Annotated in this window: 23 protein-coding genes; 16 read left to right on the forward strand and 7 right to left on the reverse strand. The window is 44.5% G+C overall.

What is annotated here, in order from left to right; translation table 11 throughout:
• Nucleotides 1-54: 54 nt before the first annotated feature.
• Nucleotides 55-1,710: a PucR family transcriptional regulator gene (locus BS614_RS19780; RefSeq protein WP_074095256.1), complete on the reverse strand. Its 1,656-nt coding sequence runs from the start codon at nucleotides 1,708-1,710 to the stop codon at nucleotides 55-57.
• Between the two features lie 202 nt (nucleotides 1,711-1,912).
• Here BS614_RS19780 and BS614_RS19785 point away from each other — a divergent pair, with 202 nt between their 5' ends.
• The 6 genes from BS614_RS19785 to BS614_RS19810 all read left to right on the forward strand — a co-directional run bounded on the left by BS614_RS19785 (nucleotide 1,913) and on the right by BS614_RS19810 (nucleotide 9,109).
• The gene (locus BS614_RS19785) at nucleotides 1,913-3,172 is read left to right on the forward strand and encodes an amidohydrolase family protein (RefSeq protein WP_084174625.1); all 1,260 of its coding nucleotides are present in this window, start codon (nucleotides 1,913-1,915) and stop codon (nucleotides 3,170-3,172) included.
• Nucleotides 3,173-3,195: 23 nt separating this feature from the next.
• The gene (locus tag BS614_RS19790; protein ID WP_074095257.1) at nucleotides 3,196-4,416 is read left to right on the forward strand and encodes an amidohydrolase family protein; all 1,221 of its coding nucleotides are present in this window, start codon (nucleotides 3,196-3,198) and stop codon (nucleotides 4,414-4,416) included.
• Nucleotides 4,417-4,748: 332 nt separating this feature from the next.
• Nucleotides 4,749-5,681, forward strand: a complete 933-nt coding sequence (locus BS614_RS19795) for an ABC transporter permease (protein WP_074095258.1) — start codon at nucleotides 4,749-4,751, stop codon at nucleotides 5,679-5,681.
• Nucleotides 5,682-5,698: 17 nt separating this feature from the next.
• Nucleotides 5,699-6,580: a carbohydrate ABC transporter permease gene (locus tag BS614_RS19800; RefSeq protein WP_074095259.1), complete on the forward strand. Its 882-nt coding sequence runs from the start codon at nucleotides 5,699-5,701 to the stop codon at nucleotides 6,578-6,580.
• Nucleotides 6,581-6,636: 56 nt separating this feature from the next.
• Nucleotides 6,637-8,130 (forward strand): ABC transporter substrate-binding protein, encoded by a 1,494-nt coding sequence (locus BS614_RS19805; protein WP_074095260.1) that lies wholly within the window; start codon nucleotides 6,637-6,639, stop codon nucleotides 8,128-8,130.
• A 16-nt stretch (nucleotides 8,131-8,146) separates the two neighbouring features.
• A complete protein-coding gene (locus tag BS614_RS19810; RefSeq protein ID WP_036615371.1) occupies nucleotides 8,147-9,109 on the forward strand; it encodes an amidohydrolase family protein in 963 nt (320 codons plus the stop codon).
• An 84-nt stretch (nucleotides 9,110-9,193) separates the two neighbouring features.
• Here the strand turns inward: BS614_RS19810 and arr are convergent, their stop codons facing one another.
• Nucleotides 9,194-9,610 carry an NAD(+)--rifampin ADP-ribosyltransferase gene (gene arr, locus BS614_RS19815; RefSeq protein WP_074095261.1) on the reverse strand — a complete coding sequence of 139 codons (417 nt, stop codon included), beginning with the start codon at nucleotides 9,608-9,610 and terminating at the stop codon, nucleotides 9,194-9,196.
• 385 nt (nucleotides 9,611-9,995) lie between these two features.
• Between arr and BS614_RS19820 the strand changes: the two genes are divergently transcribed.
• From BS614_RS19820 to BS614_RS19830, 3 genes are read left to right on the forward strand one after another with little or no spacing between them, the layout of a single operon-like run.
• Complete coding sequence (locus tag BS614_RS19820) at nucleotides 9,996-10,478, forward strand: MarR family transcriptional regulator (RefSeq protein ID WP_074095262.1); 483 nt, start codon at nucleotides 9,996-9,998, stop codon at nucleotides 10,476-10,478.
• Nucleotides 10,479-10,498: 20 nt separating this feature from the next.
• Complete coding sequence (locus BS614_RS19825; RefSeq protein WP_074095263.1) at nucleotides 10,499-11,074, forward strand: nitroreductase family protein; 576 nt, start codon at nucleotides 10,499-10,501, stop codon at nucleotides 11,072-11,074.
• A 17-nt stretch (nucleotides 11,075-11,091) separates the two neighbouring features.
• Complete coding sequence (locus BS614_RS19830; RefSeq protein ID WP_074095264.1) at nucleotides 11,092-11,577, forward strand: nitroreductase family protein; 486 nt, start codon at nucleotides 11,092-11,094, stop codon at nucleotides 11,575-11,577.
• 179 nt (nucleotides 11,578-11,756) lie between these two features.
• On the opposite strand, the gene BS614_RS19835 is transcribed toward BS614_RS19830, so the two are convergent.
• Nucleotides 11,757-12,653 carry a helix-turn-helix transcriptional regulator gene (locus tag BS614_RS19835; RefSeq protein WP_074095265.1) on the reverse strand — a complete coding sequence of 299 codons (897 nt, stop codon included), beginning with the start codon at nucleotides 12,651-12,653 and terminating at the stop codon, nucleotides 11,757-11,759.
• A gap of 123 nt (nucleotides 12,654-12,776) precedes the next feature.
• Here BS614_RS19835 and BS614_RS19840 point away from each other — a divergent pair, with 123 nt between their 5' ends.
• Both BS614_RS19840 and BS614_RS32725 read left to right on the forward strand, forming a co-directional pair.
• Entirely contained in the window at nucleotides 12,777-14,153 is a 1,377-nt protein-coding gene (locus BS614_RS19840; protein ID WP_244898165.1) for an MATE family efflux transporter, read from the forward strand.
• 70 nt (nucleotides 14,154-14,223) lie between these two features.
• Entirely contained in the window at nucleotides 14,224-14,853 is a 630-nt protein-coding gene (locus tag BS614_RS32725; RefSeq protein WP_074095267.1) for a sugar O-acetyltransferase, read from the forward strand.
• Between the two features lie 629 nt (nucleotides 14,854-15,482).
• Here the strand turns inward: BS614_RS32725 and BS614_RS19850 are convergent.
• The 3 genes from BS614_RS19850 to BS614_RS19860 all read right to left on the reverse strand — a co-directional run bounded on the left by BS614_RS19850 (nucleotide 15,483) and on the right by BS614_RS19860 (nucleotide 18,498).
• Nucleotides 15,483-17,039: a glycine betaine uptake BCCT transporter gene (locus BS614_RS19850; protein WP_074095268.1), complete on the reverse strand. Its 1,557-nt coding sequence runs from the start codon at nucleotides 17,037-17,039 to the stop codon at nucleotides 15,483-15,485.
• Between the two features lie 262 nt (nucleotides 17,040-17,301).
• The gene (locus BS614_RS19855) at nucleotides 17,302-17,727 is read right to left on the reverse strand and encodes a MarR family winged helix-turn-helix transcriptional regulator (protein ID WP_036671493.1); all 426 of its coding nucleotides are present in this window, start codon (nucleotides 17,725-17,727) and stop codon (nucleotides 17,302-17,304) included.
• Between the two features lie 132 nt (nucleotides 17,728-17,859).
• Complete coding sequence (locus tag BS614_RS19860) at nucleotides 17,860-18,498, reverse strand: nitroreductase family protein (RefSeq protein WP_074095269.1); 639 nt, start codon at nucleotides 18,496-18,498, stop codon at nucleotides 17,860-17,862.
• 287 nt (nucleotides 18,499-18,785) lie between these two features.
• Here BS614_RS19860 and BS614_RS19865 point away from each other — a divergent pair, with 287 nt between their 5' ends.
• The 5 genes from BS614_RS19865 to BS614_RS19890 all read left to right on the forward strand — a co-directional run bounded on the left by BS614_RS19865 (nucleotide 18,786) and on the right by BS614_RS19890 (nucleotide 26,014).
• Nucleotides 18,786-19,721: an NADP-dependent oxidoreductase gene (locus tag BS614_RS19865; RefSeq protein ID WP_074095270.1), complete on the forward strand. Its 936-nt coding sequence runs from the start codon at nucleotides 18,786-18,788 to the stop codon at nucleotides 19,719-19,721.
• Nucleotides 19,722-20,035: 314 nt separating this feature from the next.
• Nucleotides 20,036-22,528, forward strand: a complete 2,493-nt coding sequence (locus BS614_RS19870; protein WP_210436941.1) for a beta strand repeat-containing protein — start codon at nucleotides 20,036-20,038, stop codon at nucleotides 22,526-22,528.
• A 107-nt stretch (nucleotides 22,529-22,635) separates the two neighbouring features.
• Nucleotides 22,636-24,345 (forward strand): hypothetical protein, encoded by a 1,710-nt coding sequence (locus BS614_RS32410; protein ID WP_084174627.1) that lies wholly within the window; start codon nucleotides 22,636-22,638, stop codon nucleotides 24,343-24,345.
• Between the two features lie 55 nt (nucleotides 24,346-24,400).
• Nucleotides 24,401-25,609 carry a hypothetical protein gene (locus BS614_RS19885; RefSeq protein WP_074095271.1) on the forward strand — a complete coding sequence of 403 codons (1,209 nt, stop codon included), beginning with the start codon at nucleotides 24,401-24,403 and terminating at the stop codon, nucleotides 25,607-25,609.
• 51 nt (nucleotides 25,610-25,660) lie between these two features.
• Nucleotides 25,661-26,014, forward strand: a complete 354-nt coding sequence (locus BS614_RS19890; RefSeq protein WP_074095272.1) for a hypothetical protein — start codon at nucleotides 25,661-25,663, stop codon at nucleotides 26,012-26,014.
• A 269-nt stretch (nucleotides 26,015-26,283) separates the two neighbouring features.
• On the opposite strand, the gene BS614_RS19895 is transcribed toward BS614_RS19890, so the two are convergent.
• Complete coding sequence (locus tag BS614_RS19895; RefSeq protein ID WP_024630063.1) at nucleotides 26,284-26,541, reverse strand: GlsB/YeaQ/YmgE family stress response membrane protein; 258 nt, start codon at nucleotides 26,539-26,541, stop codon at nucleotides 26,284-26,286.
• Between the last annotated feature and the right edge of the window lie 148 nt (nucleotides 26,542-26,689).

Raw genomic sequence — 26,689 nt, forward strand, 5'->3', positions numbered from 1 at the left:
TATTATAGCGGCTTTTTTTGTTTTAAGCTGGTCTCAAGCCAAGGACAAGTTTTATTAAAGTAGCAGAGGTTCGATGGCTATCGCTATGCGGATTCGTAAGCTTTCAGTTGGATCTTTGAGTTTCACACCCAGGAGTTTTTCACACTTTTCCAGTCGATACACCACCGTATTTCGATGAACGAAAAGTTGCTTGGATGTTTCGACAAGCTGGCATTGTGTATCATAAAAAGCGTTCAAGGTGCGCAGCAACTCTTTTTTTTCATGTTCGTCTGCAATGTGCAGCAGTCCGTTTAAGGTCGCGTCGTAAAATTGTTTCAGTTCGTTGTGGGGAAGCATGTGGAATAAATATCCGATGTCCTTGGCTTGGTAAGATTGGACAAATTGCTTTCGTTTTAGCCAGTAGCCGAATTGCAATGCATTAACCGCTTCTGTATAAGAATGACGAACGCCGAGTACATTTGTTGCAGGTTTGCCAATGCCGATAGACAGGCTCAGTCCAGTCTCATGATGCAGCTCTTTAAGCATTCCTGACAGCTGCTCGGTGATTTTCGCCTCATCCCACCCCGACTCAGGGATAGATAACAGAAGACAGTAGGTATCATGTTTGGTAAACATGACGAAGGAATGATCTAACCCACCAAAAACACGTTTGATGTGCTCGTATTGCTCCTCTTGCTCCGTGACATTATCTCCTTTCGGAGGCACCGAACCTTCGTAATTAGGAAATCTTTGATGCATGTGATGCACCTCGTCATTACGCATGGTCAGCACGACGCTTGAACGCCCCTTGATAAGCCCACATCTCTTGCCGCGGTTCAGCGCCTCCTGCTCAGAAGTGATATATCCCTCAATCAGATCGGAAAAAAATTCGTTTTTGTGCCTGCGGGAGCGCTCTTTGACAGCCTGTGATTTGGTCAGCTCCATTCCAATGACGTTGGAGGCCTGCTCAAGCGTCAGACCAAAAAGGCCAGTCCATTGATCCGGTGAATGAAAGGATAACAAATAGCCTTCGTGGCGGTAAGTTTTTACTGGATATACCAGCATGCAGCAACGCTCTCGGACTGATGTGTTGATGAGGCACAGCGAAGTGGGACTAGAAATATCGGACAAGTCTTGAAGTGTATTTACAGCGGCTGCAGTGAGTTCAGCAACATTTGTACCCTGGCTGGAAGCAGAGATAGTTTGCCATTTGTAGTTTAACAGAACGACTGGGGATGAGAACAGTTTGGACAAGGAATCGATAATGCTGGAAATTCCTTTGCCGCGCATGATCATCTCGGAGAATTTTTTGTGGATGCTGAGTGCATATTGCAGTTCGTCGCTCTTGTTGTTCAGAATTACACTGGTCGATCGCTGCAAAATTTCGCCTAGGGATAGACGGACATCGGAAATTTCGATGATGGGAAATTCGTTCTGATCCGCTTCCCAAAGTATTTCATCAGGGATCGGTAGTTCAAAGCGCTTGGTTTTGATGGCCAACCCCGAGCAATGAAGCCGCTGCATGTCTCTGATTAGATGAATAAACATCTCTGGCTGCTGCTTCATGAAAAAGCCGTTGGTCAGCAAGAGCTCGTTTGGCCTTAGAAAGCGAATAATATCCGGACAGTCCATAATGTTGACCGTTTGAACCTCACGTATTAGACCCTTATGCCCCGTAATCACTCTGGCATCATCGTAAATGCCGTTTTTCAGCAAATCTGTCAGCAGCACATCGACCCATCCCTTTCTGGAACAAGTTATTTTATTGTTAAGTAATATAACACTACGATCATGTGGAGTAAATATATTTGGTTTGATCATCCAAGATTGCTAATTATTTTTATCTTTTTCATCCAATGATTTCTCATAAGGAGTGAATTATGCTTAAAGTGTTTCTTGTGTGTAATAAAAGCGTACATGAACGGAGGATGTAATGATTGATCTACTTATCACAGATACGGTGATTTCCGGGGCTGAAAGGCGAATGGATGTCGGGATATCCTCTGGCAAGATTGCATTTGTCACGCCATGCGGGGAAAGGAAAACCGAAGCGTCTCGTGTAGTGCAGGGCAAAGGAGGCTTATTGCTGCCCGGATTCGTCGAGCCGCATATTCATTTGGAAAAAGCATATTTGCTGGATTCCATGGATCGGGAGGCGGAGTCTCTCCAGGACGCAATTCGGATAACATCCAAACTGAAAAGTTCGTTCACGAGGGAGGACATGTATCGTCGCTCGCTGGTTGTCATTCGAGAAGCCGTCAGGAATGGTGTAACCCATATGCGTTGCCATGCAGAGGTTGATCCGGTTCTTGGACTCAGAGCTGCCGAATCTGCTCTTCGTCTCAAACAATCCTTAAAACATCAACTGGATTTACAGGTAGTTGCCTTTCCACAAGAAGGGGTGTTTAAGAGTCCGGGGACTGCTGAGCTGATGGAAGAAGCCATTCGTATAGGAGCCGATGTGATTGGAGGAATCACTTATCAGGATGCAGACCTGGGGGAGCACTTGGATTTTGCATTTGGTCTGGCAGGGAAGTACGGAAAACCGCTGGATTTTCACGCGGATTTCTCGGTCGATTCCAACGACCGTGCCGTTGTGGAAATTGCAAAAAGGACAATTGCTGCAGGAATGCAGGGGCATTTAGCCGCCGGACATGTAACCTCGCTCGGTTCCCTCCCTGAACACGAAGCTTTGGTTATCGGAGAGCTTCTGTGTCTTGCCGGAATCAGCGTCATTACGCTGCCGATGACGGACCTCTTTTTGAATGGAAGGGAAGGCTCCGAAGGACATCATAGAGGTCTGACTCCCGTGAAACTACTGCAGGACTGTGGAGTGAATGTGGCAATTGGCGTCAATAATGTGCGCAACCCATTCACGCCGTTTGGCAAAGCAGACCCAATTGAGGCTGCCTGGCTATTGGCGATTACTTCGTATATGGGCGGCAAACGGGATGCGCTCATCTTGACCAATATGCTGACGCATAACGCGGCACAGGCGTTAGGCATTGATAATTATGGCGTTAGGGTCGGCGCTCCGGCTGATATGGTATTGTTCCGAGAGCGGTCGGAAAGGGAAGTTCTGCTTAATAAACCGGAGGCCCGCACGGTTTGGAAATCGGGTTTACAGGTAGCTTGTACTGACTCAAAACCTTTGGAATTACCGTGGTTGTCGGAAGATATCGAAACAATCTAATTATGAAGTAAGGGGATGGAGTTATGGAGAAAGGGTTAACACTCGTAAAAAATGTCAAATGGTCGGAAAACATGTTTGATCTAACGATTGATCAAGCAACTGGACTTATTGTCAGCATTGAGACTGCCGGAACGGATGCGGATCTCACATCTGTAAATATTGCCGGTAGGGCGACAACCGTCATTGATGCGGATGGACTCCACTATGTACCGCCAATGGCAGATATGCATACCCATCTGGACAAGCATTTTATTGGTGAGCCGTGGAAGTCTTTGCAGCCGTTTGTCACACTGCCCGGCCAGTTGGAATTTGAGAAAAACATGTTGGGAGAACTACCGACCGGGGCGGGAGAACGTGCGAAACGAATGTTGGATTTAATGCTTGCCCAAGGTACAACGACAATCCGGACACACGTTGACGTGGATCCGCAAATTGGCCTCTCTCATCTTGAGGAAGTCTTGGAAGTGCGTGAGATGTACCAGGGACGCATCGATATGGAAATTGTGGCGTTTCCCCAGCAAGGCCTGCTTCGATCCGACTCCGTTTCCGTCATGCGGCAAGCGCTTCGTGCTGGAGCCAACTATGTTGGTGGTGTGGATCCGGCCGGACTGGACCGCCGGGTCGATGCCAGTCTGGAAGCCATGTTTGAACTTGCGACAGAATTCTCTGCGGGCATCGACTTGCATCTGCATGACCCGAGTCATCTCGGAATATACACGATCAGCCGCTTCGCCGAACTGACAGAACAAGCCGGTATGTCCGGCCGTACCGCGGTAAGCCATGCCTATTGTTTGGGCCAGGTTGGGGAAACAGAGGTGCGCTCACTCGCAGAAAGGTTGTGTGCGACCGGCGTAGCCATCATGACGAGTGTGCCCATTGACAGGCCCATGCCCCCCATCAAACTGTTGATGGAAACGGGAGTATCCGTGCATATCGGTTCCGATAACATTTTGGATTCGTGGAGCCCATTCGGAAATGGCGATATGCTCTCTCGTGGGTCACGTCTCGCTGAAGCATCCGGTTGGGTGGAAGACTTCTGGCTGTTAGAAACGTACAAGCTTATATCCAATGCGCCATTAACTCCAAAAGTGGGTGAACGAGGCACTTTCTCGTTGGTAAATGCCATAAATGCGATGCATGCGTTGGCTGCAGCACCTTCACGCGAAGCTGTATTTTCGGGTGGTGTGCTTGTTGGTGGTCGAATGTTTCCGAACAGCAGACAGATGGCAGCCATCCATTCGTAACAATCTTTAATATACATGATGCAGCGCATCCTTTTTCAGGTGCGTTGCTTTTTGGCATGAAAAGGCTGATCACATGACGTATAGAACGTTGCTTAATGCAGTTTATGTCATAAAACATTACACATAAGTTTAGATATGCTTTTCTTTTGGTGTAATAATCCAAATGAAATCATTTTTTTTAGTGAATCACACCAATGACTGAGGCTTCCTTACATCGTATTATTCATATAAGAACAATTTTAAGTCATATAAACTGACATTCATAGAATAGGAGGGATGTTGGAGGAGTTACACAAACCAAACATCATTGTTAAGAACAGGGGGAGAGAGACATGCGTCGAGGTTTCCATGAAAACCGCATCCAAAATATCAGAAAGCATGGGCTGTTATTGGTCATGATTTTGCCAGGCATCATCTATCTGTTCATCAACAATTACTTGCCCATGTTCGGCATTGTGATTGCGTTCAAAGATATCAATTTTGCAAAAGGAATCTGGGGAAGTGACTGGGTAGGCTTCGATAATTTCGCCTATCTGTTCCAAACACAGGATGCTTGGGTGATTACCCGTAACACGTTACTCTACAACGGCGCATTTATCGTGCTTGGAACAGTGCTCTCCATAGCTGTGGCCGTATTGTTGAACGAGGTAAAAAAGCGATTTGCCTCCCGACTGTACCAAAGCATCATTTTGCTGCCCTATCTGATCTCGATGGTCATTGTCGCTTACTTGGTTCTGGCATTGCTCAACGAGGAAAACGGATTCGTCAATCATTACGTGCTTCCTTTGCTGGGGATTGACCCCGTGTCGTGGTATGCGGATTCCGGTAAATGGCCCTTTATATTAAGTGTCGTATATCTGTGGAAAAACGTCGGTTATACATGCATTGTTTATCTGGCCTCAATTGTAGGCATCAGCCAAGAATATTATGAATCCGCTACGCTGGACGGAGCATCCAAGTGGAGGCAAGTCTGGAGCATTACCCTTCCTCTGCTTAAACCCACGATGGTCATTATGGTGCTTCTTGCAGTGGGACGTATCTTCAATTCCGATTTCGGATTGTTCTATCAGGTTCCGCTGAATTCGGGTGCACTGCAAACGACTACGGATGTCATTGACACATACGTTTATCGTGGATTGATGACTTTTGGGGATTTCGGAATGTCATCCGCTGCCGGACTTTATCAGTCCATTGTCGGTTTTCTGTTAGTATTGACGACAAATGCGATCGTTCGTCGCAAAAACCGGGATTTGGCGCTGTTTTAGCTAAGGGGGAGGACAACATGTATTCAAATAGGATATATCAAATGGCTGTTCACCTCGTGCTCATCATGATGGGAATCGCTGCAGTGTTTCCGTTTGTACTTCTGTTATCCGCTTCCCTAACCGAGGAACAAGCCATTATCAGGGATGGTTATCGTTTGTTACCGGCTCAATTCAGCTTCGATGCTTATGTGTATCTGTTTAATCAATATTCGTTGATTCTGCGGTCGTATGGAATTACGACGTTCATCACGGTCGTGGGCACGATATTTGGATTGTTGATCACAACCCTGGTCGCTTATCCGCTATCCAGAAATGTGCTTCCATTTCGTTCGTTCCTGTCATTCTTCGTATTTTTCACCCTGCTTTTCAATGGGGGGCTGGTGCCAATGTACCTGGTTTATACGGACCTCTTCCATTTGAAAGATACCATCTGGTCGCTAATCATCCCGAATTTACTGACCAATGGGTTCTACATTTTGTTGATGCGCAGTTTCTTTTCCACATCCATTCCCGGCGAAGTCGTGGAATCGGCCTATGTGGATGGAGCCAACGAATGGGTTATTTATTGCAAAATCGTTCTCCCGCTTGCTCTCCCAAGCCTGGCAACCATTGGTCTGATGCTCATGATCTCATATTGGAACGATTGGTTTAACGGTCTGATCTTCATCAATGATGGAAGCCTCTACAGCATTCAAAACCTGCTTAATCGAATGTTGTCTGATGTCCAGTACTTGCAGCAAAACAGTTTGTCTGGCCAGACGGCTGTTGTCTCATCCGTACCTCTCGGCAGTGTGAGAATGGCTATTGCCGTAATCGGCGTGTTGCCACTGATCGCAGCGTATCCGTTTTTCCAGAAGTTCTTCGTCAAGGGATTGACCATTGGTGCCGTAAAAGGTTAGTCATGCTTCGTATCCAAGATGTCTCATCCAAAAGCAAACATGGGGAGTGAATGAAGATGTTCAGAAAAAGATTGCCTGCGGGTTTCTTGAGGGTAATGTCCTTAATTTGTGCGGCCCCTCTATTGTTGACGGCATGCGGAAATCCAGACAGTAAGGAGGGAGCAGAACCTGGGAAAGCTTCAGCAACAGACATGTATGAAGTGGTCATGACGTATCCGGCTTTTGGGGATGTAACGGATGTTAAGGAAATTCAGGAAGCCATCAGTGATATTACAGCGGAAAAGGTAGGCGCCACCGTGAAGCTCTTGCCTGTTAATGGATCGAACTATGCCAATCAAATGAACTTGATGCTGGCGGGCAGCGAGAAACTGGATCTGGTGTATACCAGCGTTTGGTTAGGCCTTGAATCCCAAATCGGCAGGGGACAGTTACTGCCCATGGACGAATCGTTGAATGAATTTGGTAAAAAGATACTGGAGGCTGTTCCGGAGGAAGCCGCAGAAGCCGGGAAGATGAATGGTGAAACATATAGCGTTCCCAGCATTAAAGCTTGGGCACTTTCTCCCAGTTTTGTGATGGACAAAGAGCTTGCCGATAAGCATGATATTGACCTTAGCGCCATAAAAACCTGGAATGATATCTCTGCTGTATTGCAGCGTATCAAGGACAATGAGCCAGGTGTCACGCCGATTGTCAGCTATACCTCGCAGGAAACACCCGGACAAGCCATGCTGAATTTTGATCCATTGGGAACAGCACCTGGCGTACTGGATTTTGGCGGGGAGGACTTCACCGTGCAGAACCTTTTTGCGACATCGCGGTTCTCCACAATGACTGACCTGATGCGTGATTGGTATCAAAAAGGTTATTTTAGCAAAGACGTCGCAACGTCACAGGAAACGGGCTCCAATCTGATCAAGGCAGGCAAAGCCTTCTCGTATATCCGGAATATCAATGAGTGTTACTCGGAATCACTTGCGGCTGGGACTGAACTTGTATGCGTCCCCCTTGAGGACTCGTATATGACGCGTAATAGCGTAGCTTCCAACATGATGTCTTTGGCAAGGAACAGTGAGCAGCCGGATAAGGCGATTCAAGTATTGGAACTGTTTTACTCGGACGAAGCAGTCATTAATCTGTTTACCAACGGAATTGAGGGCAAGCATTATGTTAAGCGGGATAATGACCTGATCGGCAAGCCGGAAGGTGTTACTGCAACAGGATACGATTCAAACCAATATGCCGTGGGGAACAATTTTCTGTCCTATATATGGGAAGGGAATGATCCTGACATGTGGGAGCACTTGAGGGGCGAAAACGAGAGTGCCGTAAAATCAAGGGCGATGGGCTTCAGCTTCGACATCAATCCGGTCAAAACACAAATTACCTCGGTAGCCAACGTCCAAAACCAGTATGATGCAGGCTTTCAGACAGGAACTTTTGACCCGTCAGAACTGGGTGCTTATCTCGACAAACTAAAGAATGCAGGCGTAGAGAAAATATTGACGGAAAAGCAAAACCAGTTAAACCAATGGCTTGAAAATAAATAGAAGGAGCTGATCACGCATGTTTAATCCTGTCATTGATGTTCACCACCATATCATCTCTAAAGAAATGCAACGAAAGCAGCGGGAGCTGGGAATGGAGATTCCAAGTTTTATGCCAAAGTGGACGCCCGAGATCGGGATGCAAAAAATGGATGTATGTGACATCTCGTTTTCATTCCTTTCAGCTCCGTCAGACCTGACGTTCATCGACCAATCTTCCGCCAACGCATTGGCACGTAAAATGAATGAAGAGCTCGCATCGTATGCTCAACTTCATCCTGAGCGGTATGGTGCGTTTGCAACGCTTCCACTCCCGGATCCCGCAGCAGCCATGGAAGAAACATTGTATGCACTTGATGTTCTCGGGATGGATGGTGTTGCAATGCTGACAAGTTATCAGGGGAAATATTTAAGCCATCCGGATTACACCGAATTGTTAACCGAATTGGATCGACGCAGTGCTGTTGTGTTTCTGCATCCCATCCTTATACCGCAAAAAATCGCTGGGCTCAGTCCTGCACTGCTTGAGGGCACCTTTGATACGACGCGTGCTGTCACTACGATGGCTGTTCATCGCATTTTCGACCAATATCCATCCATTACGTTCATTCTTCCCCATACAGGGGGCATGGTGCCGTATATTAAATGGAGAATTGCGCTTGCCGCCATCGGGCAAGATTCGATTCAGGTTGAAACAACACCGGAACAATTTCAAGCTGAAATAGCCAAACTGGACCACCTTTATTATGATTCCACGTTGAATCTCGGCACGATCCAAAAGTTGATTGCACCTGATCGGATTCTGTTCGGAGCGGACATACCTTGGCCAGCGGACAGCGTCCTTCGGATACAACGGGAGTCGGTATTCCATGAAGCACAGCAGATCAGCGAAGAAAACGCGAAAGCGATCGCTTATGGCAATGCCTTTCGTCTATTTCCCCGCATTTCTAAGCTTTTTGATATAGAGAAAAAGTTAATTTAAAGTGTTAGGAACCGATAACTCAATCATATAAAGAAAGCAGCTGATCCAAGTGATCGGCTGCTTTTATTCAGCTAACGAGAGGAATCAATCATATATTATATTTTTTCCTTCTTCACTTAGTTTTCTCAAAGATGTAATCATGTGATTAATCTCTTCTTCAGAGTGTCTTTCCCATGAAGCTAATTCAGCTATTATTTTAAGTGGCGATTTAGATCGATATGAAAGTGTTGGGTTTCCAGGAAATTTTTTATCAGTTACGTTTGGATCACTTTCAAAATCTCCTAATGGTTCTACAATGTAGATTCTTTCTTTTGCATTAGATCTTGCCAATTCAGCACCCCATTTGGCAGCATTTAATGTTGCAGTAAAGTATATATGGTTAGAATTTTTCTCTTGGTAATTTGATAAAAATTGTGGTTCTAATAAATCACCAATTTGCAGTTCTGCTTTTGTACCATGAAAAAAAGGGCCTTGATCTATGATCACTTTTTTGTCATCCATACTGATCCACCTCTTTTTTAGTTTTGTATTTAGCAGTATAGTGTAGGAATTCTAAAAAAAACAGTCTATAAAAAAATAAAAAATAACGGTATAATTTAAGTAGAGAGAATGATACTGAGTCCAATAACCCAAGTTTAAGAAAGCAGCCGATCAGCGTGATCGGCTGCTTTTGTTTAACTAACGAGCAGGTTAAAAGATAATCCGTTCAGGGCAGGTCTCTGTCCTGGATTATAGAGTAATGTTGTAATGCCAGAGTATATAGTTGATAAGCATTATCATTCATGATATATTGTTAACCAGTAAACTAAATATAATAATTTATTTAGAATAACCCTATTTATTAAAATAATATTTTTGTTTACAAGTAAATAAGGAGGATCAAAGAATGATCTCAATAGATCGAACAAAACAGTTACTTTATGACCAATTTATCCGTTTTTTACATGTGTATGAGAATCACAAGGATACAGAAATCGAGCATTTCCTAAGTATTGCGCAGCGAGAAAGTATCGAGAAAATCCCTCAGCATTTGACCGCGGTTCATATGATAGATTGCATAGGCAAGCATGAGCCTATTAACAACACGGGTATTGCCGAGGCGATGAATTTGTCCAAAGCAAGTATCACCAAAATTGGAAACAAACTGCTGGAGGAAGGATTCGTCAAACGTACAAAAATGAACGACAACAAAAAAGAGAGCTATTTCCGGTTGTCACCGCAAGGCAAAAAAATCTTTGAACTGCATGAACGTCTGCATATACATGAGGCTGAGCGCTTCTATCGTACTCTCGACAAATATTCGGAAACGGAGCTAAAAGTAATCCATCAATTTCTTCAAGACAGCAGTATAAATATTGAATCCAGATAGAACAAAGGAGAGTGAAGCATATGAGTCTGGCGGAATTGATCAGGGAGCGCAGGAGTATTCGTAAATGTAACTCTACGCCGGTGGACCAGGAGTTGGTTGTAGAATTACTGCGTAAGGCTATACGGCTTCAACCATTTGTTGAGTCTGGCTCATGGCGTGTAGTATATGCCGGAACTCCAGAAGCACGCAAACGGTTGGTGGACTGCATGCTGGAACAGATGTCACAAAGCAAGCTCGGCAAGCTGATTCCAGGGAAACTTCTGGATGTTTTTAAAAAGAGATTTACCGATATTCCTGCGCACGTCATTGTTATGTCGACTGTAGGACCGGATCGTCTGACCAATGACCGCAATTATGCGGCTGCCTGCGGGGTGATGCAGAGCTTCCAACTGTTGGGCTGGGAACGAGGGTTAGGAATGTTATGGGATACAGAGTCCATGATTCAGCATGAAGGGTTCTTCAATGGAATTGGCTTACGTGAGGATGAAAGATTTGTTGGTATTCTTCATATAGGATATTACGACAAAGCGCCAAGAAGTCGGAAAAGGACACCAGCCGAGCAGAAGTGGACCGTATTGCGAGGACAGTCTACATAGAAGAGGAGGATATGAACATGAAATTGTCAGATCTGGAAGGAGACATGGACGGTCCGAGTGAGTTTTTGGATCAACCGGTATCGCAGGACCTAATCCTTGAATTGCTCAATCATGCTGTTTGGGCGCCAAATGATGGCCTCCGAGAACCGTGGCGATTTATCTTTGCCGATAACCAGTATGGGGACATCATGCAAGGATTACAGAACCAGGCCCCTGCGTATCTTCTGGTCTTGGTGAAGGAAGAGGCGGATCAATATAAGCGGGAAGAGGACTTTGCAGCTGTCTGCTGCCTAATTCAGAATTTCCGCTTGCTGGCTCATGAGCAAAGTCTGGGTGTGCGTTGTACCTTGCATGACTGGATGTACGACCCGAGCCGTACTGAAATGTTTGGTGTACTGAGTAACGAGCGCATTGCTGCGGTTCTGGAATTGGGATACGGTGCAAATCAGTGGAAAGGAAATACGGAGTTTCCTGAGACTCAACTTCATTTTGAACTGATGTAGGGGTGGAGACGATGGGATGAGACTCCAAAATGTGAATAAATCCCGATTCAGATTGCACTTGCTTTAATACAGAGGATGGAGTTACACCAATGTTTATCTACTAATGAAATGTCGAGTGACAAGAAAATATACCCATTAAAGTCGCTATTTTAGCGGCTTTTTTTGTTGGATAAAAGACGTTACTTGGAGTCCGAGTCGTTGTTCGTAACTTGTTTCCGATAATGCTGTGGAACTACACCCATCTGTTTACGGAAAATGGACGAAAAATAACTAGAGCTTTGAAAACCACAGGCAAGTGCAATTTCACTTATGGATCTCCGTGTTTCTTTTAACATTTCACAGCTTTTCTGAAGTCGATATTGAGTGACATAGTTACTTGGCGATTGACCCACATATTTGTTAAACAGTTGGCAACAACGGCTTCTGCAAACAGCTCCGGCCGATGCGATCTCCTCAAGCGTTATCTTCTGATCATAGTTCTGGTGAATGAATTGAGTCATTTCCTGAACATGCGTTAATATGCCGGGTTGACCGGAAACAGGCGTCAACTGATCGCCAATTGCAGCACACAATGAGAACGCTTGGGATACCAAACGAAGTGGATTGGGAGGCGTATGTTCCCTATGCATTTCCCGATAGAGTTCCTGAATGGACTGTACTATGTCTTGTTGCCAGGCCATCTGCTCCACGAGCACAACAAAATCAGCCATTTTAGAACTGAATTTCTCTTCCCAGTACGTCTGAAGATATGAAGTTTTCTCACCAAGGATAGAGGGATGAATAACGACCACTAGGAACGAACAATCGTCGTGATCCGCAGTAGCATAACCAAAATGCAAGCGCTGGCTATTTACAAACAGTCCATCTCCTTGGTGCAACCGAGTAATACGACCATTAACAGAGAAATCCATTGATCCTTTTAATACATAGATAAACTCCAGATCCACATGCCAATGAGCAACTGCAGCATGATTATTAAATTGATGAAGACTTCCCTTGCGGACATAAAGTGGTAGATCAGGGAGATTATAATTCAACCTTTCCGATAAATCAGAGAACACCTCTAAATCTGTCATTGAGAATCCCCTCTTTGCATAAATGTATACGATATTAATAAAAGTATAGCCAATATTGATGGAAACAACAATGATTTCGCACTATTCTTATATTATCGAAAACCATCGAGAGGACAGATATAGGTGAGAAAACGCATGCAACTTCAAGGTTTCGGCAAACGCGACTTTAATCGAGAGTTAATATCGCTTGTGATCCCCATTGCATTACAAAATCTGATATCAGCAACGGTGATATCTGTTGATGTGATCATGCTGGGTATGATCAGTCAGTCTGCAATGGCAGCCGTGTCACTCGCCGGACAAATCACGTTTACATTAACACTATTTTATATGGGGCTGTCAGCAGGAGCGAGTATCCTCACGGCCCAGTATTGGGGGAAAAAAGACACACCAACCATACAGCGCATTCTTAGTATTGCCTGCGTGTTCTCCTTATGTATATCGATTCTGTTTTTTCTGTCTTCCTTCCTGATTCCAGAGGCACTGATAAACTTATTTACCAATGATCCTGAATTAATTCAATATGGCTCAAGGTTTTTACAGTTTAATTCCTTTTCTTATCTTGTGATGGGACTATCGCAAATGTATCTTAGTGTAATTCGAAGTATGGAAAATGCAAAACTCGGTGCGTGGATTAGCTCCTTATGTTTGATCTTGAACATTTTGTTTAATGCCATTTGCATTTTTGTATTATACCCATCTAGTCCTGAATTGGCGATTCCGGCAGTAGCTCTTGCCACAGTGTTGGCTCGTATGATTGAACTCGCATGTTGTATGATGCATTCCTTAACGAAGGGAACCATTCGTTTTCGTTTACCAGTACGTGACCGCATTCAGCGTAATCTATTAAAGGATTTCTTGAAATATACGCTGCCCGTACAGGGGAATTATATCGTCTGGGGAGGAGCACTTACCGCTACGGCTGCCATTATAGGACATGTGAACTCCGATATGGTAGCGGCGAACTCAATTGCATCTGTAGTTAAAAACTTAGCGGTTGTTCTGTGTGGAGGTATAGCTACCGGGGGATCTGTGCTTGTTGGAAAGTATCTCGGACAGGGTGAAATGGCGAAAGCAAGGTATGCAGGTAATCATATGTGCTATTATGCTTTAATTTTCGGAGTCATTGCAGGCTGCACGATTCTGTTAATTAAACCTTTGGTTTACTCCATGGTCAATTTGAACCCCGTTGCTCAAAGTTATCTAAATGGCATGTTATACATTAATGCATACTATTGTATAGCGAAATCGTTTAACTCCACAACTATAGCAGGTATATTCCCGGCAGGTGGAGATTCCAAATTTGGATTATGGTGTGACACTGTTGTGATGTGGCTTATTATTCTACCACTTAGTTACCTATGTGCTTTTGTATGGCAAGTATCTCCCATTTTCTTATATTTCGTCATCAGCCTAGATGAGTTGATTAAACTGCCTATTGCTTTCACCCGTTATCGTCAGTTTAAGTGGCTCAATAACTTAACTAGAAACTTTACATAAACCTGATCTTCACAAGGGATTATGTAAATCACTCTAATATATATTAGCTTTCTATAAAGGAGAAGATAGGATGAATATTCAAGAACGTATGGCAAGCAAACAATTATTTACAGATGATGATGTGAATTACCCGAGAGAGGCTTCGGAATTAGCCAAAGCACGCCAGCGAGGTAAGGCACTTTGCTATGAAATCAACAATTTGCATCCAGATGAGGTGGAGAAGCGCAAAGCCTTAATGAAACAACTTTTTGGTAGCATAGGTGAAAATGTATGGATGGAACCTCCACTCCGCATGTCATACGGATCAAATACGACCGTAGGAAATAATGTATATATCAATTTCAATCTAACCGTGGTTGATGACTATAAAGTTACGATTGGCGACGATGTTATGTTTGGGCCAAATGTAACGATTGCTGTAACCAATCATCCTCTACACCCGGAGAAGCGCAAAGAAGGTGGGATGTTTGCATTACCCGTGGTCATTGAAGATGGAGCTTGGATCGGGAGCGGAGCGATTATTCTACCAGGAGTCACGATTGGCAAAGGAAGTGTCATTGGTGCAGGGAGTGTCGTAACCAAAAATATCCCTGCAAACGTAATCGCTGTCGGAAATCCATGCAGAGTTCTTCGTGAGATTACCGAACAGGATCGAGAGCTTTACTATAAAGATATGCGTTTTGATCAGGTTGAATGGTAAAAGAATGACATCTACATTTTAGAAAGGAGTTCGTTGATGACTATCATCTATGCTGTTATTGTATTGTTGCTTCTCTTTTTCGTCATTAGAGCCATTGTTCATTACCGCCGAACCCACTTGATCGCAAGTAACATGAAAAAAAAGTTTGACCATTACTATAATGAAGATGGCTATCATAATGATCAGCATATTGATAGGATTTGATTCAGAGAATAACAGGAAACTGTAACTCTTAATATAAAGAAAGCAACCGCCTAAATGGCTCGTTTGTTTTCTTTCTGGTTATGGTCGGGGGTGAGGATATGTAGACGTTTAAAGGCAGATTTCCAAGTTAATGGGACTGTCTCAAAAGGAATTCCGCCTTGCTCCAAGCGCTAACGAACCTCAGTAACGCTTTTCGACAGTAACTAGGCGTGGAAATATCTAAGCACAAGAACATATTATAATTAAAGTCGCTATTTTAGTGGCTTTTTTATTTTATCGGTACAGGTGCTTGTCCCAAGCTAAGGACAAGCACTTGTACCGAATTTGATGCATCTCTAAATAGTGAAATTTAAAACTTATTGACATGAATGTAGTACCAGTAATTTCTTTACCAGAATCCAGGAATAATAGAAATCAAGTATACATTACCTGCCGGAAATTTTATTCAGCGAAATTTCTTGTTCCTCCAGCAGTCGTTTCAGCTTTTGGCGCTGCCGTTTTTCCTTCTGACGGCGCTCTTTGTCCTCAGCCTTTAGAGCCTTGAGCAGGGAGAAACACATACCGATAAGGACAATAGCGAACGGCAATGCGGTTACAATGGATGCCGTCTGGAGGCCAGTTAACCCCCCGCTGATTAGCAGTACTACCGCGATGGAGGACTGCATGATTCCCCAGGTTAATTTCACTCTTGTACTTGGGTCCAACTTGCCATCTGAAGTGAGCATGCCCAGTACAAAGGTAGCTGAATCAGCCGACGTAATAAAGAAGATCATGATCAGGATTGTGGCGATGAATGCCACGATCGTGCCCAAAGGCAGCTGCTCCAGCATAAGGAATAAAGCGGTTGTCGTATCTTCCATGACAGCCTCCGCCAGATGAGCGGTATTGAACAATTCCATGTGAAGTCCTGTTCCACCAAAGACGGAGAACCAGATAAATCCGAAAAGACTTGGAATAACCATGACGTAAATTACAAATTCCTTTATGGTTCTTCCTCTGGATACCCTTGCGATAAAAGTGCCGACAAAAGGAGCCCATGAGATCCACCATGCCCAGTAAAATAACGTCCATGCTCCAATCCAGGTTTCTCTTGAGAACGGCGTCAGTCTCAAACTCATGTTAATAATATTCTGCATGTAACTGCCCAAGGTTGTTGTGAATGTGTCAAATATAAAAGAAGTCGGTCCAGTCACCAATACAAACAACATCAATAGCACAGCTATAACGAGGTTGACGTTGCTCAGAATCTTAATACCTTTATCCAGACCGGAGGTTGCCGAGATTAAGAACAGTACGGTTACAACTATGATAATGACAACCTGAGACAGAGTCGAGTTAGGAATACCGAATAAGTGATTCAGACCTCCGCCGATCTGAAGTGCACCCAATCCAAGCGAGGTCGCAACACCAAAGATGGTGGAAATGACCGCCAGAATATCAATGACCTTACCAAGCCATCCTGCAGCAAGACGCTCACCGATCAGAGGAATAAAGGTGGAACTGATCAGCCCTTTGTATCCTTTCCGGAACTGGAAGTAAGCAAGCGCTAAGCCAATAACGGTATAGATAGCCCAAGGATGCAGCCCCCAGTGGAAAAAGGAATAACGCATTGAAAGTATGGCTGCTTGCGTTGTTTCGGGTACCGCCCCCTCAGGTGCAGATAAATAGTGGGACAGCGGTTCAGCAACTCCCCAGAACACCAGCCCAATGCCCATACCCGCGCTAAACAGCATGGACAGCCAGGAAACCGTAGAATACTCCGGCTCATCATCGTCATCCCCAAGCCTAATACCGCCAAATCGGCTGAACGCCAGATAGAAAGCAAAGATCAGGAAGAACAGTGTCGCTAGCAAATAAAACCAGCCAAAATTCTGAATAGAGAAGTTGTAGGCAACATTAGCCACATCCGCCAGCTGATCAGGAGCGACGGCTCCCCATATTGCAAACAGTGCAACGATGATAATTGTGATTGTAAATACCATGATGAGACCTCCGTTATGTAAGCTTCAGCCAACTGTTTCCTTAGTATGTGATAGTCCAACTTGTAATATTTCGAAAAGCTAGCTGTTGATAAATTAAAACAAACCGCCATGTAATGAAACACTCAGCGGTTTGTTTTGATCTTGCCTGAATAATATATGATCTATAATCTCTTGTTAATCTGAAGATATTGTATCATCTCATCTAACTAGTTTTATTCATTTATGAAAAGAAATCTGAAGAAGGCTGACTGTCATCGTAAATTTACAGATCCTTCAGATTAAATTGCATGCGTGTAAGCATGTCGGTCATCATTGCAACTTCTTCTTCACTGAAATCCAGTATCATCTGATGAAGAAACTGGTTTCGATCCTGTTTGAAATTGGCGATATGCGTTAGCCCTTGTTCTGTTAACCGGACGAAGGTTTCCCGATGATCGTCGGGGTTTCTTCTTCGTGACACCAAACCGTCTGCTTCCAGTTGCTTCAAATGGCGTGTAACAGCAGCACTGTCAATATGAATGGCCTTCTGCAAATGGCTTTGTGTAACTTCTTCATGAAGATAGAGATGATACAGCAGAACGTATCGTGAGGAACTGATCCCCGTACAACGTTCAAATTTAGGTTTCAACTGATTGCTTATATTTTTAAGTAATATTAATAAGGTTTCTTGTTCCAGCGAACAATTCATGTTTGCCCCTCCTTGAATGGTGCAGAATGTCTTGAAAAGCTTCATGTAACAAGGGCATATTCCTTCCAAGACATTCAGCAACTAAAGGCAACTATATCACAATGTGGAGACTACTCGCACTATCGCTTTGAATCATGCCCAAAACGTAGTCTCTTCGGCTGGCATACGGTAGGAGGTGTATCCCTCGCTTGCAGCTTTTCCAATTGTCAGTAGCATGACTGGTACATAGCGTTCTTTATCCAAACCAAACACTTCGGCAATTTGATCTTTTTCATAACCGCCGACTGGATTGGTGTCATACCCATGTGCACGGGCAACCAGCATCAATTGCATGGAAACGAGACCGGCGTCAAGCATAATGACATCGTTCATTTCAGCATCGGACATGTTGTTATAGATCGGTTTGAATGCCTTCAACTGAAAGTCCTTAACATCTTGTGGCATTAAGCCATGCTCAACAGCTTTTCCATAGATGTTTTCTGCGTAATCGAAGTTATTTTTGTCCGCAAACACGGCAATGACAGCAGAAGCTTGAGCGACTTTTTCTTTGTTAAAGCGGGACCGTGGGACGAGTTTTTCTTTTCCCTCTGGAGTATCCACCACAAGGAAGCGCCAAGGCTGCATGTTGATGGAGGAAGGGGCAGTGCTAGCTTCATTGATGATTTGAGTCATTTCTTCCCTGCTGATTTTTACGGATGAATCGTATGTCTTAATGGAGCGGCGTCCATAAATAATTTCGTTAAAATCGTTTGTTTGTTGGTATGGTTTCATAATAGTTACTCTCCCTTTATATTTTGTTGATCCATCAATGTTTGACTAGTCAATTGTTGATAAGTCAAATATAAATGATAACTAAGTCCATTTCAATAGTTTTTTTATGTAAAATTATAACAATAAAAGCAACATTTCCGACGATTCTAACTTAACTTTTGCATAATTTTATCCTGGTTGTTTAAAAATGAGTAAGGATAATATGCATGAACGCTCAGTGACTAGAAACAAATAAATAATCAGGAATAGCACGTAAAAGGCTATTAGCTTAGAGGAGTGATACAGAAATGAAAGCAGTTGTGATTAATCAATATGGAAGTAAAGAAGAGTTAGTTGAGCAGGAAGTGAATAAACCGAGGGCAGAAGCCAATCAAGTGGTTGTAAAATTAGAGGCTACATCCATTAATCCAATCGATTGGAAATTAAGAGAGGGTTACTTAAAAGAAATGTATGATTGGGAATTCCCTATTATCTTAGGGTGGGATGTAGCCGGGGTCATAACTGAAATTGGTTCAAACGTTACCAAATGGAAAGTTGGGGATCGAGTATTCAGTCGTCCTGATACAACACGTTTCGGTTCGTATGCTGAATATACAGCAGTTGATGAGCACCTTCTGGCAAAACTACCTGATTCAATCTCATATGAGGAGGCTGCGGCTGTACCTTTGGCTGGTTTAACAGCATGGCAGGTACTGTTTACTCATGGCGATCTAAAAGAAGGTGAAACTGTACTTATTCACGCTGGAGCTGGTGGTGTAGGTATGTACGCCATTCAATTAGCAAAGCTTGCCGGCGCTCATGTTATTACAACAGCAAGTAAAAAAAATCATGAACTTCTTTATTCGTTAGGTGCTGATCAGGTCATTGATTACAAAAAGGAAAACTTTGAGGAGATTCTAAAAGATATAGATTTAGTGTTTGACACGATGGGTGGAGAAGTAGCTGAGAATAGCTATAAGGTGCTTAAGCCAAATACCGGAAGACTAATTACCATTGTTGGTGAACCCAATCATGATACTGCTAAGTCTCACAATGTATTAGCAAAGGGGATTTGGCTGCAGCCAGATGGTGATCAATTGCAGAGAATGGCAGATCTGATGGAAGAGAAAAAGATAAAGTCGATTGTAGGGGCAACATTCCCGTTTAGTAGACAGGGGATTTATGATGCACATGCTTTGAGTGAAACTCACCACGCTGTAGGTAAGATTGTCATTACATTTTAAAAAAGAAAACTGGGAAAAACCGCTAAATATTAAAATTGGCATATGTCGAGGACAAAAACATATTCCCATTAAGTCGCTATCTTAGCGGCTTTTTTTGTTGTAAAGAAAAGGTACAAGTGCTTTCCAGAGTCAGGTAGTTCACTTTAATGAAAAAATAAAAGTACACCATGAATGGATACAAATATGTGGCATAGAGAAGGAGGATGACCAAGCCGCTGAAATTGTCGGTCTATAGGAGTTAGAAAAGGATTAGGATATAAGGAATGCAGATTTCTCACCTGTTCCTGAAAACGTAAAGAAAGGGGGGGGAATAATTGGCCATTTTATCAACTGGACCGATCGAGAATAATCCCGTTAGTGGCTTGAGACCAACACAACAGTTGACCATTAATATTGATAATAGAAATACGGTTACGAATGCAATTGTTTTAATTCAGGGTTATTACCTAAACGGGACTAGAACGGAATATATACTCGAATTAATTAGCGTAAATCCAAATCAAGCCATAAAAAAAGATTATTTTGCAAACCTAGACGTATTTGAATTTGTCTTTACAACAAGCGGTTTAGCAGAACAACAAGTAGAAATTTCAGTTTGGGGAAAAAACTCCACGGGACAGCTCGTAACGCCTCACCGTATTGTATCTTCAGAATTGTTAGAAGACAATGGAGCCACGGGAATCACAGGCTCAACCGGCGCAACGGGCGTAACTGGAGCCACGGGTACCACAGGCTCAACCGGTGAAACAGGTGCAACGGGCGTAACAGGTGCAACGGGAATCACAGGCACAACTGGTGAGACAGGAGCCACGGGCGTAACTGGAGCTACGGGTACCACAGGTACAACCGGTGCAACGGGCGTAACTGGAGCTACGGGTACCACAGGCACAACCGGTGAAACCGGAGCCACGGGCGTAACCGGAGCCACAGGGATTACTGGCCCCGCTGGAGGAGCCACGGGTGAAACAGGCACAACGGGCGTAACTGGGGCCACGGGCATAACAGGTACAACCGGAGAGACAGGTGCAACCGGCGTAACGGGAGCTACGGGCATCACAAGTGCAACCGGTGAAACCGGAGCCACGGGCGTAACCGGAGCTACGGGCATCACAGGTGCAACCGGTGAAACCGGAGCCACGGGCGTAACCGGAGCTACGGGCATCACAGGTGCAACCGGTGAAACCGGAGCCACGGGCGTAACCGGAGCTACGGGCATCACAGGTGCAACCGGTGAAACCGGAGCCACGGGCGTAACCGGAGCTACGGGCATCACAGGTGCAACCGGTGAAACCGGAGCCACGGGCGTAACCGGAGCTACGGGCATCACAGGTACAACCGGAGAGACAGGCGCCACGGGCGTAACCGGAGCTACGGGCATCACAGGTACAACCGGAGAGACAGGTGCCACGGGCTTAACTGGGGCTACAGGCATCACAGGTACAACCGGAGAGACAGGCGCCACGGGCATAACTGGTGCCACAGGGAACACAGGTGCAACCGGAGAGACAGGCGCCACGGGCATAACTGGTGCCACAGGGAACACAGGTGCAACCGGAGAGACAGGCGCCACGGGCATAACTGGTGCCACAGGGAACACAGGTGCAACCGGTGAAACAGGTGCAACGGGCGTAACTGGAACTACGGGCATCACAGGAGCCACAGGCATCTCAGGCGCAACCGGAGAGACAGGGGCCACGGGCATCACAGGTGCAACAGGCGTAACAGGTGCAACAGGCGTAACAGGTGCAACAGGCGTAACAGGTGCAACGGGCGTAACAGGTGCAACGGGGGCCACGGGCATCACAGGCACAACAGGAGCAACCGGCGAGACAGGGGCTACGGGCGTAACAGGTGCAACAGGCATCACAGGTGCAACAGGTATCACAGGTGCAACCGGAGAGACAGGTGCAACGGGTGTAACGGGGGCCACGGGCATCACAGGTGCAACAGGCGTAACAGGTGCAACAGGCGTAACAGGTGCAACAGGTGCAACAGGCGTAACAGGTGCAACGGGCGTAACAGGTGCAACGGGCGTAACAGGTGCAACGGGCGTAACAGGTGCAACGGGCGTAACAGGTGCAACGGGTGTAACAGGTGCAACGGGCGTAACAGGTGCAACGGGCGTAACAGGTGCAACGGGCGTAACAGGTGCAACGGGCGTAACAGGTGCAACGGGCTTAACAGGTGCAACGGGCTTAACAGGTGCAACGGGCTTAACAGGTGCAACGGGCTTAACAGGTGCAACGGGCTTAACAGGTGCAACGGGCTTAACTGGGGCAACAGGCATCACAGGTGCAACCGGAGAAACAGGTGCAACGGGCGTAACGGGGGCCACGGGCATCACAGGCACAACAGGAGCAACCGGCGTAACTGGAGCCACAGGGAGCACAGGTGCAACCGGGGCAAATGCCACAATACAAAATGGACTATTTAATGTAAGCGTAGCGTCTGTTGTAAATGGGACAGCTATTTCGTATACGACCGTATTTATTAATGGCACTAACATATTGCATCCTACAAGTACAACCTTTGTACTGGCAACAGGCCACATTTATTTGGTTTCGTATACGTTTAGAGCAACGAGTTCTGTAGTTGGGAACGTTACGGTCACACCAAGAACTAACCTCGTATTTCAAAGTCGGTTTTCAGGGAGAGCAGTTACAGGAACTTTAGATGCGAATGTAAGTGTATCGGGTACGTTTTTAGCTGATGCTACTTCAACTGCACTTACTATCGATTTTCTTTATAATGGATCGGCAACAGCTACACTTACAGATGGTTCTGTTTCGATTATTCAGGTTCAGTAACGGAGTGGAAGATGAGAGCCTAAATTTTGTTAGTTTAAAACCAAAGGGGTGGAGGTGGATGAATATTTCTGCCTCTAATCATTTGGAAAAAAGGAGAATAAAATTTTATGGCTATTTTATCAACCGGACCGATTGAGAATAATCCGGTCAGTGGTGTAAGGCCAACGCAGCAACTGACAATTAAAATGGATAATCGAGATTTAATCAATAGTGCCGATGTTTTGATTCAAGGATATTATCTAGACGGAGCTCGAAACTTATACGTAAACGAACTCATTAATGTGAATCCAAATGAAGTAATAACGAAGAATTATGATGGGAACTTTAATGCTTTTGAATTTGTCTTTACAACGAGCGGTTTAGCAGAAGATCAGATGGGAATCTCGGTATGGGGAAAAAATGTAGAGGGGCAACTTGTAATTCCCCATCGTATTGTATCTTCAGAATTGCTAGGCGCAAATGAAGTAACAGGACCCCCAGGAACAACGGGAGCTACGGGATCTACAGGAGCCATAGGACCCACTGGGGCTACAGGAGTTACAGGAGTTACAGGACCCACAGGGGCTACAGGAGTCACAGGAGCGACGGGAGCCCCAGGTACGATTGAGCCTAATGCGACCATCGTGGGAGTGGGACCAAATGTTAGCTCTCAATTTAACGAATTAAGAACCAACGAAAAAACGCCAATTATTGAGTTGACTTCTGTATATGGCTTATCCATCCTAAGAGACATTGTTTTAACATTGGGCGATGCTACAGTTGGAAGTAATAATACGGAATTTCAATTAACTACAACTATATCCGGATCTGATATTGCTATCCTTCAAAGCTCGGAGAGAGGAAGGTATGAACCAGGTTTAGCCGGAGAAATAGGAATTGGTACTCGTTTACCAGCTCCACCGACAGGGACCCAAGTGGTCAGATGGGGAGCTTTTGACGATCAGAACGGCTTATTCTTTGGACAGAGCGTAGTGAATGGAATATTTGTAGCGATCAGAAGAGCAAGTGTAGACACCATTATTCCTCAAACATCTTGGAATGTGGATAAATTAGATGGAACAGGTCCGAGTGGAGCGACGCTTAGTTTATCTAAAGGGAATATATTTCAAATCGTATTTACTTGGTATGGGTATGGAGTAATCGAATTTAGAGTCGTCATCCCTGATCCTACGACTTTAGCACAAGAAGTAATTACCGTTCATCGCTTTTCCCCCAATGGGCAAACCAGTCTAGCCGATCCTAATCTTCCTCTACGTGCGGAGATCTTTAATAATGGCACAGAATCAGAACTCAATTTATTCGTTGGAGGAAGACAATACAGTATATTGGGTAAATATACTCCCGTTTTCAGGGTTACTTCCGAAAGGAGAACTGTAACTGCAACAGGAACACTTACACCGATTTTGTCTTTCCAAAGAAAGGCATCCTTCCCGCCAGGTTCAGGTAGGGCAAATTCAGTGAGTGTCAAATTAGAAAGTATTGATCTTATAACTACAGATGATATTTACTATCAGATCATATTAGGCGGAACGATTAATGGAGGCTTCGTAAGCTTTCCAACTGCAACGACTAATATCCCAACTTCGGAGACTGCTCTTCTAATTAACAACACACTAACGACAATATCGGATGGTCAAGTCCTATTACAAGGCTTAGTAGCTGGAGTTGAGGGAAGTGCCAGAATATCAGCAGCTTCTTCTTCTTCATTATTGGAGTTCCAATTACCTGACACTGAAATTGTGACTTTAGCCGTAGCGAATTTAAGCGGGGGTACTAATCCTGTTACGGCCACCTTCAGTCTTACTGAAGAATGGTAAAAAGTAGTAGAAGAGGAGGGATTCACTTTTCCCTTTCTGCGAAGGAGGAACTATTTTGTCGGATATTATTATCTCGAATATTGGTCCGAATGTAAGTTCGCAATTCAATGAGCTAATTGTATCGGAAAAAAACCCAATCGTGGAGTTAACATCTGCATATGGTCTATCCATCTTAAGAGATTCCGTTACGACCACCGGGGATGGGGCGGTTACTAATGATGCAACCGAATATAATCTAAGCAATACCATTAACGGAACAGATTCGGCCATTCTAGAAAGTGTATTAAGAGGCAGGTATGAGCCAGGATTCGCAGGAGAAGCCGGAATTGGCATTCGAATACCTATACTGCCGATAGGCAATCAGATTGGAAGATGGGGATTTTTTGACGATCAGAACGGGGCTTTCTTTGGAGTAAATAGCACAAATGTATTCGTGGTCATACGGCGAGGAGGCTCCGATACAACATTTCCTCAAAGTTTATGGAATGTAGACCGATTAGATGGAACAGGTCCGAGTGGAGCGACGCTTAGTTTATCTAAAGGGAATATATTTCAAATCGTATTTACTTGGTATGGATATGGAGTAATCGAATTTAGAGTGGTCATCCCTAATCCGTCGACTTTAGCGCAAGAGGTAATTACCGTCCATCGATTCTCTCCAACAGGTCAAACGAGTTTTATTGACCCTAACCTCCCATTAAGAGCACAAATCGATAATAACGGAACTGCAGAAGCTTATACCCTTTTTGTAGGAGGAAGACAATATAGTATTATCGGAAAATATAATCCCACCTTTAGAGTCACTTCGGAAAGGAGGAGGGTTACCAATCTCACATCAACACTAACACCCGTCCTATCATTTACAAGAAAAGCAATCTTCCCTTCGGGATCAGCTAGAACGAACTCTGTTCAGGTGGATCTGGAAGAAATAAACATTATCTCATCCGTAGATCTTAGTTATCAAGTACTTGTGGGTGGAACTCTTGATGGAGCATTTATTAATTATCCAACAGCTACAACGATCATTCCCGATAGTGAAACGGCTCTGTTGGTAAACAATTCGTCTACCACGATCACCGGAGGAGAAGTAGTGTTTCAAGGTGTTACAGGAGGCGGAACAGGTGTTGCCAGAATATTAGCTTCATCAGAACTATTGGACTTCACGCTTCCTGAAAATCAGGTCGTAACATTAGCTGTATCAAATATTGGTGGGGCAGGCTCAAATATAGTTGATGTGATATTTAGAGTTGCTGAGAGCTGGTAAAACCTCAGGTTATAATGAAATACATTAAATGTTGGAAAGGGGTAAGAGAGAATGATTTTATCCACCGGACCGATAGAAAATAATCCTGTTAATAGTGTAAGGCCGACACAACAGTTGACGATCAAAATAGATAATCGCAACTTAGTCGATGGCTCAAATATCTTGATTCAGGGTTATTATTTGAATGGAACAAGAACACTATATGTACTTGAGTTGATTTCTATAAATCCTAATCAAGTCCTAACCAAAAATTATTACGCAGACTTTAATTCTTTTGAATTTGTCTTTACAACGAGCGGTTTAGCAGAGCAACAAGTTCAAATTTCAGTTTGGGGTAAGGATGCTACCGGACAGCTTGTCTCGGCGCATCGCTTAGTAGCTTCTGAACAACTTGACGAAGCATAAGAAGCAAGATAAACGGCGGGCTTGAATTAGATAAAACAACCTCGTCAAAGCACTTTAGAAAAGAAATGAAGAGGATGGTGGATGTGTCTTTTGGCTCAGGGGATGATAACAGCCAAAAACCAATCTTCCGAAAAACACGACAATGGATGAAATCAGTACAAAAATAAAAAAAGGACCGTAAGTGTTCATCTTCCATTGATGAATGCTTTCGGTCCTTCTATGTTTATCCTTTACTAATAAACGACGGTATCGGTTTCCGCCTCTCTTGGTTAACGTCTTCGGAAGGCTCCGCCGCGTGCCAGAGCGAAGAAGATGAGCAGGGCAATAATCGAGCCAACGATGGCGGGAATAATATGAAATCCGCCAATCACCGGCCCCCTTGGTCCCAGCAATTCCGTTCCTAACCAGGAGCCGATAAAACCCGCAATAATGTTCCCAAGTACACCGCCCGGTACGTCCCGCCCAATCAAGTTGCCGCTTAACCAGCCAATAAGTCCACCAACAATGAGTACCCAGAGCAGATCCATGGATTGTTCTCCTTTCTTCGAGTTTATTACAAGTTATGTTGGGCTGAGTGGAATATACCTCACCTTCCAGTTGGTGGAGGAATCTAAAGTGTCTGTGATAAGATGAGGGTAAATGATGATTCAAGCTGGGGAGCAAGGCTAGAAGGGG

Origin of the sequence: Paenibacillus xylanexedens (assembly GCF_001908275.1) — a bacterium.
Taxonomy (GTDB): Bacteria; Bacillota; Bacilli; order Paenibacillales; family Paenibacillaceae; genus Paenibacillus; species Paenibacillus xylanexedens_A.

What these genes read in the sequence shown, in the direction of transcription:
- BS614_RS19805 (WP_074095260.1), top strand. Translation starts at nt 6,637, where the DNA reads ATGTTCAGAAAAAGATTGCCTGCGGGTTTCTTGAGGGTAATGTCCTTA.
- BS614_RS19890 (WP_074095272.1), top strand. Translation starts at nt 25,661, where the DNA reads ATGATTTTATCCACCGGACCGATAGAAAATAATCCTGTTAATAGTGTA.
- BS614_RS19820 (WP_074095262.1), top strand. Translation starts at nt 9,996, where the DNA reads ATGATCTCAATAGATCGAACAAAACAGTTACTTTATGACCAATTTATC.
- BS614_RS19810 (WP_036615371.1), top strand. Translation starts at nt 8,147, where the DNA reads ATGTTTAATCCTGTCATTGATGTTCACCACCATATCATCTCTAAAGAA.
- BS614_RS19835 (WP_074095265.1), bottom strand. Translation starts at nt 12,653, where the DNA reads ATGACAGATTTAGAGGTGTTCTCTGATTTATCGGAAAGGTTGAATTAT.
- BS614_RS19850 (WP_074095268.1), bottom strand. Translation starts at nt 17,039, where the DNA reads ATGGTATTTACAATCACAATTATCATCGTTGCACTGTTTGCAATATGG.
- arr (WP_074095261.1), bottom strand. Translation starts at nt 9,610, where the DNA reads ATGGATGACAAAAAAGTGATCATAGATCAAGGCCCTTTTTTTCATGGT.
- BS614_RS19855 (WP_036671493.1), bottom strand. Translation starts at nt 17,727, where the DNA reads ATGAATTGTTCGCTGGAACAAGAAACCTTATTAATATTACTTAAAAAT.
- BS614_RS19830 (WP_074095264.1), top strand. Translation starts at nt 11,092, where the DNA reads ATGAAATTGTCAGATCTGGAAGGAGACATGGACGGTCCGAGTGAGTTT.
- BS614_RS19800 (WP_074095259.1), top strand. Translation starts at nt 5,699, where the DNA reads ATGTATTCAAATAGGATATATCAAATGGCTGTTCACCTCGTGCTCATC.
- BS614_RS32725 (WP_074095267.1), top strand. Translation starts at nt 14,224, where the DNA reads ATGAATATTCAAGAACGTATGGCAAGCAAACAATTATTTACAGATGAT.
- BS614_RS19785 (WP_084174625.1), top strand. Translation starts at nt 1,913, where the DNA reads ATGATTGATCTACTTATCACAGATACGGTGATTTCCGGGGCTGAAAGG.
- BS614_RS19790 (WP_074095257.1), top strand. Translation starts at nt 3,196, where the DNA reads ATGGAGAAAGGGTTAACACTCGTAAAAAATGTCAAATGGTCGGAAAAC.
- BS614_RS19860 (WP_074095269.1), bottom strand. Translation starts at nt 18,498, where the DNA reads ATGAAACCATACCAACAAACAAACGATTTTAACGAAATTATTTATGGA.
- BS614_RS32410 (WP_084174627.1), top strand. Translation starts at nt 22,636, where the DNA reads ATGGCTATTTTATCAACCGGACCGATTGAGAATAATCCGGTCAGTGGT.
- BS614_RS19895 (WP_024630063.1), bottom strand. Translation starts at nt 26,541, where the DNA reads ATGGATCTGCTCTGGGTACTCATTGTTGGTGGACTTATTGGCTGGTTA.
- BS614_RS19865 (WP_074095270.1), top strand. Translation starts at nt 18,786, where the DNA reads ATGAAAGCAGTTGTGATTAATCAATATGGAAGTAAAGAAGAGTTAGTT.
- BS614_RS19825 (WP_074095263.1), top strand. Translation starts at nt 10,499, where the DNA reads ATGAGTCTGGCGGAATTGATCAGGGAGCGCAGGAGTATTCGTAAATGT.
- BS614_RS19795 (WP_074095258.1), top strand. Translation starts at nt 4,749, where the DNA reads ATGCGTCGAGGTTTCCATGAAAACCGCATCCAAAATATCAGAAAGCAT.